This is a genomic window from Sinorhizobium sp. BJ1 (assembly GCF_002531555.1).
Lineage (GTDB): Bacteria > Pseudomonadota > Alphaproteobacteria > Rhizobiales > Rhizobiaceae > Sinorhizobium > Sinorhizobium fredii_B.
In genome coordinates, this window is the sequence record NZ_NWTH01000020.1 from 111843 (window position 1) to 123805 (window position 11963).

General features: G+C 57.8%; 10 protein-coding genes and 3 pseudogenes. 7 read left to right on the forward strand and 6 right to left on the reverse strand.

Translation table 11 applies throughout. The features are described 5' to 3' along the window. The first annotated feature begins 294 nt into the window (after window positions 1–294). The 3 genes and pseudogenes from CO676_RS35395 to CO676_RS22890 all read left to right on the forward strand — a co-directional run bounded on the left by CO676_RS35395 (window position 295) and on the right by CO676_RS22890 (window position 1926). A complete protein-coding gene (locus tag CO676_RS35395) occupies window positions 295–516 on the forward strand; it encodes a hypothetical protein (RefSeq protein WP_179875598.1) in 222 nt (73 codons plus the stop codon). Between the two features lie 426 nt (window positions 517–942). After that, window positions 943–1269 (forward strand): annotated as a pseudogene (locus CO676_RS36205) (adenylate/guanylate cyclase domain-containing protein); the annotation flags it as partial. Between the two features lie 15 nt (window positions 1270–1284). Beyond that, entirely contained in the window at window positions 1285–1926 is a 642-nt protein-coding gene (locus CO676_RS22890; protein ID WP_097522750.1) for a peroxiredoxin-like family protein, read from the forward strand. A gap of 403 nt (window positions 1927–2329) precedes the next feature. Here CO676_RS22890 and CO676_RS22895 read toward each other — a convergent pair whose 3' ends face one another. Then, window positions 2330–2728 (reverse strand): avidin/streptavidin family protein, encoded by a 399-nt coding sequence (locus CO676_RS22895; RefSeq protein ID WP_179875599.1) that lies wholly within the window; start codon window positions 2726–2728, stop codon window positions 2330–2332. Between the two features lie 839 nt (window positions 2729–3567). On the opposite strand from CO676_RS22895, the gene CO676_RS22900 reads away from it, so the two are divergent. Continuing rightward, window positions 3568–3960, forward strand: coding sequence for an avidin/streptavidin family protein (locus tag CO676_RS22900; protein ID WP_210202633.1), 393 nt, complete (start codon window positions 3568–3570; stop codon window positions 3958–3960). Then, the gene (locus tag CO676_RS22905) at window positions 3960–4184 is read left to right on the forward strand and encodes an acetyl-CoA carboxylase biotin carboxyl carrier protein subunit (protein ID WP_097522752.1); all 225 of its coding nucleotides are present in this window, start codon (window positions 3960–3962) and stop codon (window positions 4182–4184) included. Before CO676_RS22900 ends, CO676_RS22905 begins: the two co-directional genes overlap by 1 nt. On the opposite strand, the gene CO676_RS22910 is transcribed toward CO676_RS22905, so the two are convergent. After that, on the reverse strand, window positions 4162–5010 hold the full coding sequence (locus CO676_RS22910) for a phytanoyl-CoA dioxygenase family protein (RefSeq protein WP_097522753.1): 849 nt from the start codon (window positions 5008–5010) through the stop codon (window positions 4162–4164). The genes CO676_RS22905 and CO676_RS22910 overlap by 23 nt on opposite strands. Before the next feature lie 1272 nt (window positions 5011–6282). Here CO676_RS22910 and CO676_RS35400 point away from each other — a divergent pair. Then, window positions 6283–6456 carry a hypothetical protein gene (locus CO676_RS35400; protein ID WP_179875600.1) on the forward strand — a complete coding sequence of 58 codons (174 nt, stop codon included), beginning with the start codon at window positions 6283–6285 and terminating at the stop codon, window positions 6454–6456. A gap of 39 nt (window positions 6457–6495) precedes the next feature. On the opposite strand, the gene CO676_RS35405 is transcribed toward CO676_RS35400, so the two are convergent. From CO676_RS35405 to CO676_RS22940, 4 genes and pseudogenes are all read right to left on the reverse strand, one after another. Then, complete coding sequence (locus CO676_RS35405) at window positions 6496–6666, reverse strand: hypothetical protein (RefSeq protein ID WP_046120235.1); 171 nt, start codon at window positions 6664–6666, stop codon at window positions 6496–6498. A gap of 36 nt (window positions 6667–6702) precedes the next feature. Then, entirely contained in the window at window positions 6703–6873 is a 171-nt protein-coding gene (locus CO676_RS35410) for a hypothetical protein (RefSeq protein ID WP_167549699.1), read from the reverse strand. A 608-nt stretch (window positions 6874–7481) separates the two neighbouring features. Beyond that, window positions 7482–7664: pseudogene (locus CO676_RS35415) on the reverse strand (hypothetical protein); the annotation flags it as partial. A 2805-nt stretch (window positions 7665–10469) separates the two neighbouring features. Beyond that, window positions 10470–11273: a YopT-type cysteine protease domain-containing protein gene (locus CO676_RS22940; protein WP_097522754.1), complete on the reverse strand. Its 804-nt coding sequence runs from the start codon at window positions 11271–11273 to the stop codon at window positions 10470–10472. A gap of 313 nt (window positions 11274–11586) precedes the next feature. Between CO676_RS22940 and CO676_RS22945 the strand changes: the two are divergent. Further along, window positions 11587–11963 (forward strand): annotated as a pseudogene (locus tag CO676_RS22945) (transposase); the annotation flags it as partial.

An 11963-nucleotide genomic window follows, 5' to 3' on the forward strand; every position in this document is an offset into this window, starting at 1 on the left:
GGCGAATATCGTTGCCCGCAAACCAGATGCTTTGGGTGTCATTTCACCCTCAGCGGGAACCGACCCCTCTTATGATAAATCTCCGCCCGAGCGCTTCCGGAGGATCCAAATGATCCAGCTTGCGCCACCGCTACGAGTCGCGAGCGAAACAGATGCAAAGGAGCTGGCTGATCTCGTCAACTTCGCTGGCGAGGGTTTGCCCCTGTAAATTTGGGAGGGACTGCAAAAGACGGCCAGGACCCTTGGGAAGTTGGTCGCGCTCGTAAAATCGAAAAGGTACGCGAAGGCCGGATCGTGGTTGTGGACTTTGGGGACGGTGCTGTAGCAAGTCTGACTGGCTATCCAATTGGTTCCGAACCCAAGCTAATTGGCGACGACTTCCCCGCCCTGTTTCGGCTGCTTCAAAAGCTGGAAAACAAGGCACTGGAAAGCTGGTATGTCAACGTGCCGGCCTGCTATCCCGAATACCGAGGCAAGGACTTGGCTCGCGGCTGCTCAACCTTGCGGAACAAGTAGCGGGGAAGAGGCGCTTCGTCGGATGAGAGTCATCGTCGCCAACAACAACGCAGGTGCAAGACGACTGTATGAGCGGCATGGCTACGAAGTTGCTGCAGCATTGGCCTGTGTAAAGGAAACCTGGGAAACCGATACAGAGCACTGGGTGCTCCTGTATAAATCGCTCCGCTCAGTGGAAGACCGCTCAGTCTACACTGCAGACGTTGATCGCCATCACAGTGAACTTCCGCCCTCCACCCATCCACGACGGATAGAGAACGAAAAAATCGACCCGTTGATGACCTTGGTCGTCTCAGACTTGACGAGGTCGGGAACCGGACCTTCAGCGCAATAGCGTTCGGGAGTGCTCTCGTGTGAGGTCATTCGCCACATTTGGCATCCGGTCACATCCAGGCCGCCCGAGTTTCAAGACGTTGAACACTGGGAGGTGTACCGGCCGCCGAGAAGGCAATCGAGATCCACTGTTCGCTCGACCAACGTCAGCATCTGGCGGTGCCGTTGATCGTCCAGGCGCTGGCGCAAATCCACCAATGCACGGAAGCCGGAACTCGCTGTCCGTTATTATAGCGAGCGCTCATGACGGCTCGGGAGACGGGCGAACCGCAGATGCTTTTTCCGTGTTAAGATGGGCTTGCAGCGCTTAATCTCGACCTCGGCAATGTGGCAGAAGCCAAACGCCAACTTACTCTGGCGCGGGAAGTTTGCGCCCAGCACGGGCTCAAACCCGAAGCGCTTGTCGTGTTGCCTTTTCTTGCGAGGAGGTTGTCCATGGCCACAAGCAATGTCGACCGCCCGCTGCAGCCGGGCGACCGGGCGCCAAATGTTGTCCTCGATGCGATCTCGCGCGAAGGCAAAATCGCGCTCGATGATTTTCGGGGCCGCAGTCCCTTACTGATCGGTTTGTTTCGAGGCCTGCATTGTCCTTTCTGCCGACGTCATGTGGCGGCGATGGCGCAACTTAATCCTGCCCTGCGTGAGAAAGGGGTCGAATGCCTGACCGTGGTCAACACGCCGATCGAACGCGCGCGACTCTATTTCCGTTACCACCCGATGCCAGATCTTCTCGCGGCGTCCGACCCGGAGCGGGCCTCGCACCGCGCTTTCGGCTTGCGTGAGGTCGGGATGGACACGGTCATGGCGATACGGATCCATCTCCCGGGCGAGTTGCCCGAGCCTATGGACGTAATGGCAATGAACGAGTTTCTCAACAAGAAGGAAGGATATGAGATTACGGAAGCCGATCAGCAGATGATGGCTTCCGGCCAGGCGCAGCTTGTCGGTCAGTTCCTACTGGACCGGGCGGGGATCGTACGCTGGCGCTTCACTGAAGTTTTGGAGGTTGGCTATACGTTCAGGGCGCCGAATCCCGAGGAACTGATGTCGGCGGCTTCCGAAGTCGCACATCAATAGGCTGCTGAAAACTCGCTCGCCGACCACCGTCCTGCGGTAATTCCGTGGGTTATGTGTCCGGTTTTCGTGTTGCACCTCCTAGCAGCGGACGGTCGGCAGTCGGCCCAAATCGGCCGTTCCATCCACGCGAGCTGATGTCCGTTACTGGGGAAGTTGAGACGGAGGGATTTCATAACAACAGGGTCGTTGGTTCAACTCCTCTCAAGGCGATGATTTAGAACGCGGCTTCTGTCAAGATACGTCCTGTCGGTATTGACTATGTCGCCGACGCGAGATTGCTCGCGGCATCGACCAGCGTTGCGCTGAAGATCACCGCTAGTGCGACAACGTTCACGGCGACCCCGACAAAGCCGCGGAAGTCCGCAAAGTATTTCAAGTGTTCTCGCCTGAGTAGGCGTCGATTTCACTTCGGTCGGAAGACGTTGCTTTCCTTAAGATGCGTCGGAAGCCCAGTGTTTGCGGCCGTGTACACCAAATCCCAATCGGTGAAGATCTTTCCGGCTGCGAAATAGCCCGTCCAACTGGTGATCGATGCGCAGTCCTTGTTCGCGTTTTTCCACCGCACCGTGAAGCTTAACAGATTACCGTCGAGCCAACCTTTCACGGCCATAGTTTCATTCTGACAATCGAAGCCTGTGACTTTGTTGACATAGGTACCGGTCAATTCACCTTCATTCGATATGGAAACGATCGTCAGTTCCGACCCACCGTCGTTCACCCAAGTACTACCTGCACTAATCGATTGCGCCTCGGCGCTGCTGACCAGCATCAGCGCGGCGATTACTCCACCCATGATACGCATGCGAGCCCCCATGACAGACAACAAGATCATGGTAGCACCGCAACGCCACATTGCAAGTGGACGCTAATATTCACCGTCCGCAGACATGCGCCAGAAAGGAAACCAACCATGCGGATCAAATCCGATGTGAAACATGCCGATCCAGGAGCACGCATGATCGCTCCCGCAATCAAGCCCGTGTTTCCTTGGCCGATATAGCCGATGCATTGGTGTGTCAGGTGGGCGCTTTGGCCTTCCAGCGGCAGTGTTTTCTCAGCTCCGGTTAACCAAGTGGCCTTCTCGAGAGGCGAGCGAATGGTGTACCGAGCCAACTCGCGTGTCCGCGACCACGCGATGCTTCGGTAATCCTCCCCGTTGCAACGGGGTTTGACTGTAGAATTCACGCGGCCATTTTCAGTTTCTGGGCGGGTGTGACGCCGCAAATGTCGAGGGGAACCCTCAAGGCGAATCGGGTACCGCCTCGATCATATGGATCGTTCTAGGGCTAGCTATAGGCGTAGACATAGATCCTCACGGTCAGAGAAATCGGGGATGTCTGCCATACCTCGCTATGCGTTAAGCAAGTATCGCGCAGAAGTAGATGGACCATCAGAGGCTTGATACGAGTTAAGACCGCCAATGAGCGACGTGCCGGCACCAACAATTGCGGTCGTAGCGATGTAAATAAGCCGATTGGCTAAGATAATGGCCGAATGTCAGGTCTGCCGTCTCTTGTGGATCGCGTCGCGTTAAGGTATTTTAGAATGAGCTGTAAACCCGCAAGTTGTGGTGCTCGGTTCGTTGACGAAAATTCTGCGCTAGGAAATCAAGTTGGCGTTTGATTGGATTCGGGAGGACTTATGCTGACTACGAAGATGCTCAGTAAGGCTGCCGCCACAGCAGGCGCGACCATCGACTTCTCGGGCGATTGGGTTAACGAGCTTGGCTCGACAATGACGATCGCGATGGCTGGTCAGGCACTGACGGGTACGTACGAGAGTCCGGTCAGCGGCAGCGGGGGCAGCGTAAAGGGCGACCTTGTCGGGTTCGTTGACGGTGATCTCATATCATTCGTGGTCAACTGGACGACGACTGCTTCTCTGACCGCTTGGTCCGGACAGCTTGTCAATTTAGCTGGAATTGATGTGATCAAGACACTTTGGCTGCTCGTCCAGAACCTCGATGACCCATCCGAGCCGAATGGCCTGTGGAAGTCGACCCTTGCGGGCGCCGACGATTTTCGGAGGGTTTGATGGTTGAGATCGCGGCGCCGGTCGGCGGAACGGTCGTTGAAGTCCATGTCAGCGAGGGTGATGCCGTAGAGAAGGACACCCATCTCTTCACGCTCGAAAGGGCGAAAACGCTCCTGATAGTGCGCTCGACGGTTCGGGGTGTAGTCGCAAAATTTGAGATCGCTGTCGGTGACAACGTCGACACCGATCAAGTGGCTGTCATCATTGATGAGTCGGACTCCTGAAGTTCGGAACACGGTCGATCTTAAGCGCCGTTCCGACGCTAGGGCAGATGGACAGATCGTTTTTGACCTGATCCCACAGGCTAGGGGGCCAAGTCTTCTCGATTTTTGGGCGTTTAATTTCCATCGTCCGCCGAATAACTGATGGCAAGGTCGCATATGCTCCAGCGACCGAAATGCTGAGCATCGGACGCCATTGTGCTGAGCGATTGGCGTGTGTCGCATGAAGCAGGCGTGCGTCACGGATGACAAGATCGCCTGCGGAGACCGGAACGTCGATCTCACCCTCAACCCGCCCAAAGAGCTCGGGCACATCGAACGACGAGTCTGAGATATAGTCCGCCAACGCGGTCACTTCGTGCAATGGATGCGGTTTCACGTGGGTGCCAGGTAGGACGCGAAGGCATCCATTCTCTGACGTCGTATCTACGAGATAGAACATCATAAACATTAGCGGTGGCGCCCGGTTGTAGCTCAGATGATGGCGCCAGCCCCACCAGTCCTGATGCCAGTATAAAGCCTCTCCGCCAGGAGGTTTTTGAAGCAGGAAGGCCATGAACCATTTAGGATCGGTAAATCCCAGCCGCCTCAATAGTTCGAAATGCTCCGGCCAGCATAGAACGTCGGCCAGTTGGGGTAGCTCGGCCATTTCCGCAACGCGACCGGCGTAGCGGTCACGGCCGAGATGATCCGCAGCGCATGACGTGCGCGCCGCGGTCGCAATCGCATTGAGCAGGCGCACCCGTTCGTCGGAAAGAAAGCGCGGTACGACAAGATAGCCGTCATCTTCAAGGCGCTGACGAGTTGGTGGTGGTTCGATCAGGGTCACTCTGGCTGCCTCCGCCTACCTAGAGGAAATTAATCAGGAGTTTGGCGCTACTTCAAGAGGAGTTACACAACACAATCGGCGCGTCGCCGATAATGCGGGCGCTAAACGACCGAGGTCGGAGCGAGAAGCAAGCCGTCTAGACCCGTGCTTCGGTCAGGTGAACGAACGCGGGCTTTCGGGATCGCCGCGCGCCGAGTTGACTGACAGAAATGAGGGCGCAGTGCTGTCGGTTACAGACTAGGCGAAGCGCCGGACAGAATTGTGCTTGCACGAGCCCCGCAAGCCTTGTTGCGGTGATGTTCACCCTTTGGGCCACGAAGATCGCATAATGTATCAACGGGAACACTGACCGGCGGTTCAGTCCGCTTCGGCTTCTCGCATGTAGCAATCCAAGGTGCGATCGCCATGGAGGATCTGCGCGAAGGTGATCGAAATCGTAGGCATTGGCGGTTGTGAACAGACCTACGTTCGACCCGCGGACATCCGCAAGTATCGCCCGCGCGTCGGTTGCTCGCTAACAGCAACACTGCAAGGCGATACCGGTGATCCGCAGCCTTTCAGCTCTGCGCGCGATGCATTGCTGCATTGCAGCAAAATGCGTAGGAAGTGATCGGCGGCGGTGTATGATCAGTTATCGAAGCAATGCGTCTCCTCCCGCAGAGCTTCGTATTTCAGACGGCCCACTCCTCCTCCCAGGGACGTCTGTGGGAACAGCGGCATTCCTCCTCCCAGTCGCTGTTCGGTTCTTTTGGGAAAGCCTGCCGCACCTCCTCCCGCGGCAGGCTTTTTCGTATTCGGGGATGCGCAGCCACTTTTTCGATCCAGCTATTTCATCGGAATTATGATGTGCGCGTAGGGTGTCCCCGCGCATACAAGGCAGGGACGCAGGAGGCTCGGATCCGTCGGGTATTCCTCAATCATCGTGCCGCTGATCACTGACGCAGACACTGCGGCCGCGATTGCTCGGCTCGTGCCGTTACCGCCGCGCATCCCTATACGAGGTTCAGAGCAGGGCAGGTCGGTGCGGCGGTGCCAGGAGGAGCATGCTGGCCCCGGCACCGTCGTTTTTGTGGCCTTGCTGATCCGCCCGACTCTCGTTTTCCACACTGCCTGTGGCGGAGCAAAGCAGGCGGAGGGCCGGAAGGCGCTTTCCAACTGCGCCGAGAAGGCCGGAGCCTGAGGCAATCTTCAGCTGACCGCCGACGATCTCGAGCGCCTGGAAACGGCGATCCGCAGCGTACCCTGCCGCCGACCGAAGGCTTCTTCTTCGGCGTGTCCGACGGCAGCGAAGTCGACGATGATCTCGCCTTTGTCGCCAAGGCCCGCGATGCACTCGCGGACGGCCTTGCGCTCCTCTATGTGTCGTGGCGTAGGCGCTCCTGCGCCGGGCCGGTCAATCCGTCCCGGTTCCAGCCCGTCGGAGTGGTGCCATGCGAGCGTCCCTAGCTGGCCAGGGCACGAGCTAAATGTCTGCACTTGGCTGCCTCAGTCCTCGGGCCGCTGAAACTGCGGGGACCATCCGCGCGAGATTCCTCGACTGATGAACTGCTCGGCAAGCGCAAGCTGTTCGCGCAGATGCTTGCAGTCGAGCAACAGCGTGACGATCGTTGCCCGCGGATCTTCATCGTGCCAGGCGAGCGCTGCTCGACCTCCCATCCAGCTCGGCGCGGTCTGCCTTTCTTAGTGGTGAGCTCATTGCAATTTCAGGCTCAGCTGAATGCTACCATTTGGCTTGGGCGACGGTTTGGAGACGTCGATGCGCCCAAACACCTCCTTGCGCCGCTCTGCCTCGCGCTCTCTTTTTGCCCGTAAAGCCGCAACGACCGAATGAGCGCGCTCAATTACTTCTTCTGCATGAGTCATGAGAACCTCCGTCAATGTTCTTATTTTGTTCCAATCGACAGGCGCCGTCAATGCGCGCAGGCGCTGCGGCCGGCTCAGTCGGTCCGGTCCAACGCGATCTTCAGTGTCCTGATAACGTCCGCCACGTCGACGAGGGCCTCCCTGACCTCTTCCGCGGAGAGGTCGCGAGCGCGCTCCGACGATATCCGGAGATCGACTAGAACGTCCCGTGCACTAGGAGTCCCTGCAATGCCAGTCTGCTCGCTGGCGTCGCGGATGGTATCGATCGAGTCGGTCGAGGAGGCGGCCTATCCCATAGCGACTAAGTTTGTCGACCTTGTTCTGGCGAACTGTAAAAGATCCGCAACAGCTTCATAAAGCCTGATCAGATCGCTGCCTTCGCTCGATGCTACCGCATCTTGCCTTTCAAGCTTAGTCAGCGTCACGTCGAAATCTCCTGCCAGATCAACTTTCAGCTCGTACGCGCATGATGTGCTGTCGGCTGGTCGCGAATTTCCGTGCGATCGCTAAGACACTCATCCCCGTCGCGAAATCGTCGCGCACGTCCTGCTTCTGTTTGTCGCTGAGCGTCGAGGGGCGGCGAGGGCCTTGCCTTCGGATTGGCACGGTTACGGAATCCGTCCCAAGAGGATTTTCAGTGTCCTGATGACATCGGCCGCGTCCACCAGGGCATCCCTGACCTCTTCCGCCGAAAGGGCTCGAGCGCGCTCCGACGATATCCGGAGATCGATCAGGACGTCTCGTGCACGATGGGTCTCTATCGCGCCCGTCTGCTCGCGCATGTCGCGGATATGCTAAGTTGGACGATGCGTTCTTTGCGCATTGTCGGCTCCGGCGGGGGCAGGACTTGGAATCAGTGGCATGATCCAGGATACCTGAAATCGCCGGGCCTTGCTGCGCAAACCGAGATTCATCGCTCGCCGGAACAACCGCTCCTTGTTTATGGATGAAAACTAAACTAGCTCGTTACCGATCCTTGACAGCGGCTCTGCAACTGGAGAGCGTTTCTTCGAGACCCAGACGATCCGCCAAGGCCTGAATTGCACTACTCCTGTCACGGCTTCTCTGACGTTCGGCTCGCAGCGTCTGTGGTTCGAGTCGGAATTTGTCTCTCTACCTCGCTTCCGCTCTGAGGGTGCGTTGGAAGCGGAAGGGACGGAGATGAGGAGCAAAAAGATGAACAAAACGCGCCAACGGTGTCATCCTGCTCCAATGGGCAAAAAAGGTAACACATATCCGCAACGGGGTCCGCCCGCACGTCCGGCGAGGCTACGAGCCATGTGGCGACTGCTGCGGTGCATGCGAGCATCAGCACGGTCCTACGGTTCATAAGATATACCTCCGAAAATTCGGGTTAAATTTGCAAAATGGCGCAGTAAGAGGCGTGCAATAGCGGTGGACCGTGTTTTCGGTTCCGATTGTCTGGGAGGCGCGGCAGACAAGTGCCCTTACCTTCCTGTTCCACGGGCCTATTCGCTGTTTTGCCGGCGACACGGCGGATTGGGGGAGCCCCGATCCTGCGCCGGTGCTAGGGCAACCTCGACTGTCCTTTACGAGTTCAAATGGTTTCCGTGCTTGAGATATTCATCATGCCTTCCGTCCATGTCCCATCGCGCAGTCCTTCTTCATCTAAGAATAGCGCATGCGAGTCGTCAAATTTGCACTAGGCGGCAACCGAGCAAACCAAAGATCGGCGCGAGGCCGACACCGTCGGCAATCTCAACAGTGCAAAAGACTCCGGGTCCAAGAGGTATGTGACGTTCTTCATCTGACAGCCTTTCTCTATTGTCGTATGTCATGCCCTAACGAAGGTAGCGTCGGCGAGGCACGCGTCGGGAGCTTCGCTATGCATCATCCGGCAAGATTCGGAAAATCCATTTTTTTTATGGGGCCTATCCAAACCATGAAATGTGCGAACGAATGCATTCGAACACATCGGCTTGAGGGCCCCGGTGTTTCCATTGAGGGCCGGACTTTGAGAAACTAGCGGCGACCGCGCAACAAGCCCCGACTTGCGTCCGCGTTGTTGCAGGAACTCGCCATCCGGGTCACTGATTTATGCAGCGACTGCCGATCGGGCAGCGGGCTTCCGAGATCAGCCTGCGGATTTCGGGCGTGAAGCCGGACCGCAGCCCATGCGCCAGTGCGGGACGGGCCGCCGGTCGACGCAATCCTCGACACCCAGGCTCCGGCTTTGGATGTCCAGTCGCAACTTTCCATTCGCAGCGCCAGGATCAAGAGCTGCGCCGGCCTGCCAAATGAACAGGTTCGTCGACCAGATGCTCCAAGCATCACGACAGCGAGCTGCTGCAACGTCCGCGCATAGGTTACCCGCTGGTCCTCGTCGAACACCCGGTAGGGCAGGCAACAGCCCTTCCTGCGCACATCGAGCCAGCCGTCGCCGAATGAGACACACAACAATACCGATGCCGACGATGCGGATGTCTTGGCTCGACTCGCTTAAGGGCTCTACAATGCAACGGCCGCGCGCCGCTTTTTATAGCCGCTCAAGGGGCCGCTACTGCTGGGTGATGACCACAGAATCGGTGGTGAAATCCGTCTTTCAGGCATTTGAATGGCTCTCCTCCACGGCTGTGGTTGCCGCCCTGAGCCGAGCCAGCCTGGAGCGCCGGCCGATTGGCGACGAGGTTGTCGAGGTGCAGCGGCTCGTGCCCGGGTAGCTCTCCTTGCGCCAATATGCTAACCAGCGCCCGCGTGCCGTCCACCACGAACACGCCGCAATCATAACCGTTCTGCTGCTGGGCTAGGCGGGCTGCTGCAGGCGAGCGCCCAGCCTGCGAGGTCTGCTGCCATGGCGCTGTTGGTGGGCCCTGGGGTCGTAGTGATAGGCGACTGGCCTGGCCCGCTCGCGGCGATCAAGGAGCAGCAGCCACCCAATGAGTGCCGCCGCGATTAGGATCCGTAGCACTGGCATCATTCAGGGGCAGGAACAGGAACTTGGCGTGTCGTTTCCGTTCTGATCATAAACCATGCGCTGGAATGCGCGTAGCGCGACGGTCTCGGGGCCCAAGCGCAGATGATAATGGCTACCAGGGGATCCCGCAAAGTTCTCCGCGCGGCCAGAACCGGATTGTCCCTCTGCTCCAGGAGGGCATAATCCTCCCGTGTGGTCGTGGAGCGAGGCGGCCCCAAAACCTTCGATGACGATATCAACCTGGTTCGTTCCTTTGTCATCGGTGCGTACTTTGCCGTCACCTGCACGAGATTGCCCTTTGCCTGACAGAGCAGTATTCGCTTCCGGACGCCAGCCGGTGGCGTATCCTGAAGTAGGAGACGGAAGCGGCATTCGAGGCACTGCGGCCGCTCGTGCTGTTTTGCTGGTGCGCCTCGAATGCAATGCCGTAGAGGAGATACATCGCTTGAGCCGCATTGCCCGACGCGGTCGGTCCTGCGCATGCATCGTCACTGAGCCGTGAAGCTGCGCCCCGACCTAGCACAGATCCCAACACCGTCGATGCATCGATCCGCCCAAACCCGTCGCCTGAGAACGACACTCTGTTTTGCCTTCTGCTGATGAAGCACCGGGGCGCGGACGCGCCTTCAGAGAAGGGTCAATCGCCAACGGTCCGCAGGGATCACATCTTTTGTGTGGTGACTGTCAACAAATGCAGCCCGTTGGGTTTCCTGTAACGATTGGCGAGACTTTGGAACAAGCCCCGCACGCGGTCTGATTCAACAGTAAATTCTCCATGGTTAGGATCGAAGAGCATGGTGCTTCCTTTCGACGACGACGTCGCAACCGTGTGCCCTTCAGCTCCGGCGAAACGCAAGCTGAGCAAATATTTCGATCCGTCGACGGTGATTTTGCTCAGCATGCGCGAGAAGCTCTCAGGCTCGTCGAATGTGTATACCTTCTCTTTCCTGGACGGTTCCAAACCCGCTTCGCAAAACACGGTGTATCTTGCCTCACTGTTGGCCTTGGAAGGTTCTCTCCCCTCCCTGCGCAATGAACTCCTGAGTTGCTCATACTGCTTCTGCCACTCAGCCGCTGTGCCGTGCCCGTCCGATCCGGGCATGAGCGCAGTCATTCGGGATTCTGTGTTGTGGAGATTGAGGAGCCACTCCGTAGTCAGCCCAACGCAGATGCCGTCCACATTCGCCCCAAGCAATTCCGCCGTCCTGTATTCAAACAGGGAGGTACTCGGCCTTCCGGGAGAGGGGGTACTGGCGCTGGACGAGTCTGAGTTGTCAAAACTTGCATCCGAGGTATGCGGCATGCTGAAGCAGGCTCCCATTTTGTCGGGCAACTCCCAATGCAGCAGGTTGCGCCGCAGCGCAAGATCCGCAACTGTTTTTGTAAATCTGTCACCGTCCACCGGCTGACTCGATTCGTCAGCTTGTGTAACGTGTGTGGATGAACCATCGATTCGATTATACATGGTGATTCGCGATCCCTTCGGCGTAAGTCTCTCGTAGTGAGTCTGCTGCTTTGGCCCTGCTGCGAACGATAATCAGGCAAGCTGACGACGAGCTGTCGGGCAGTTTAGTCCGTCTTACGCACGTAGACCCGTCCTACCATTACAGTTGCATTTTAGTTTTGAGATGAGCTCGTCGAGCGGCCGCTGTCAAGCGAAGGGAAGATTTGACCCCGCATTGCCTCAAGCAAAATGTTACCGATAGTGTTGATGCTCCCGATGGGATGGTCATGGTTCGCTGTCCCGGCTCGGGGGATGGATGGCACGGCGGATCAGCATGGCAACACGGACGGAACTGGTTGAGGCGATCATCGAGCGATATCGATCGAGCTGTCGGGCGGACAAGCAAAGGATCCTAGATGAGTTCGTCGCGGTTACCGGATATCACCGCAAACACGCGATCAGAGTGCTCCGCCATCGTGGGTCCGAGCCGCCTTCCGCTCGGCAGCACGTGGTCCAGTATGGTCCCGACGTCAGGGAAGCGCTGGTGGCTCTATGGGAAGCGTCCGATCGTCTTTGCTCGAAACGCCTGAAGCCGCTGATTCCGATTTTACTGCCAGCCCTTGAGCGTCATGGCCGGCTCGAGCTGAACACCGAGCTTCGCGATAAACTGCTAATGGTCAGTGCAGCGACGATGGATCGGTTGCTGTCAGA

What these genes read in the sequence shown, in the direction of transcription:
- CO676_RS22890 (WP_097522750.1), top strand. Translation starts at nt 1,285, where the DNA reads ATGGCCACAAGCAATGTCGACCGCCCGCTGCAGCCGGGCGACCGGGCG.
- CO676_RS22895 (WP_179875599.1), bottom strand. Translation starts at nt 2,728, where the DNA reads ATGCGTATCATGGGTGGAGTAATCGCCGCGCTGATGCTGGTCAGCAGC.
- CO676_RS22900 (WP_210202633.1), top strand. Translation starts at nt 3,568, where the DNA reads ATGCTGACTACGAAGATGCTCAGTAAGGCTGCCGCCACAGCAGGCGCG.
- CO676_RS22905 (WP_097522752.1), top strand. Translation starts at nt 3,960, where the DNA reads ATGGTTGAGATCGCGGCGCCGGTCGGCGGAACGGTCGTTGAAGTCCAT.
- CO676_RS35405 (WP_046120235.1), bottom strand. Translation starts at nt 6,666, where the DNA reads ATGGGAGGTCGAGCAGCGCTCGCCTGGCACGATGAAGATCCGCGGGCA.
- CO676_RS35410 (WP_167549699.1), bottom strand. Translation starts at nt 6,873, where the DNA reads ATGACTCATGCAGAAGAAGTAATTGAGCGCGCTCATTCGGTCGTTGCG.
- CO676_RS22940 (WP_097522754.1), bottom strand. Translation starts at nt 11,273, where the DNA reads ATGTATAATCGAATCGATGGTTCATCCACACACGTTACACAAGCTGAC.